The following is a 472-nucleotide window of genomic DNA, read 5'->3' as shown; positions in this document are numbered from 1 at the left end:
TCATCAAGGGCGGCGGCCGCGACATTTCGAGCCTCGATGCCGGCACGACCCGCCGCACCGACGGCTCGACGCACCTGGCCGAGCGCGTCGCGAAGAAGAGCGAGGACGACGCGCTCGCGCAAGCGCAGGGCTCGCTCGAGCGCCGCGAGCAGGTGCGGCTGCACGATCTGCAGGTGAAGCTGATGGCGGCCATCGAGGCGAATCCGACGCTGCGCCAGTTCAAGCAGCAGATCCGCATCGATTCGACGCTGATGGGGCTGCGCATCGAAATCGTCGATACGCAGAAACGGCCGATGTTCGCGATGTCGAGCGACGCCGTCGAGCCGTACATGCGCGACATCCTGCGCGAGATCGGCAAGACGCTCAACGACGTGCCGAACCGCATCATCGTCCAGGGCCACACCGACGCCGTGCCGTATGCGGGCGGCGAGAAGGGCTACAGCAACTGGGAGCTGTCCGCCGACCGGGCGAA

General features: G+C 67.2%; 1 protein-coding gene. It reads left to right on the top strand.

What is annotated here, in order from left to right; translation table 11 throughout:
• Positions 1–472, top strand: a 472-nt coding sequence (locus J5M58_RS26665; RefSeq protein ID WP_207880370.1) for an OmpA family protein, incomplete at both ends; no start/stop codon positions are given.

The sequence above is a fragment of the Pseudomonas sp. 32_A genome (genome assembly GCF_017490905.1).
Classification (GTDB): Bacteria; Pseudomonadota; Gammaproteobacteria; order Pseudomonadales; family Pseudomonadaceae; genus Aquipseudomonas; species Aquipseudomonas inefficax.
This window is presented reverse-complemented; position numbering and strand designations above follow the sequence as displayed.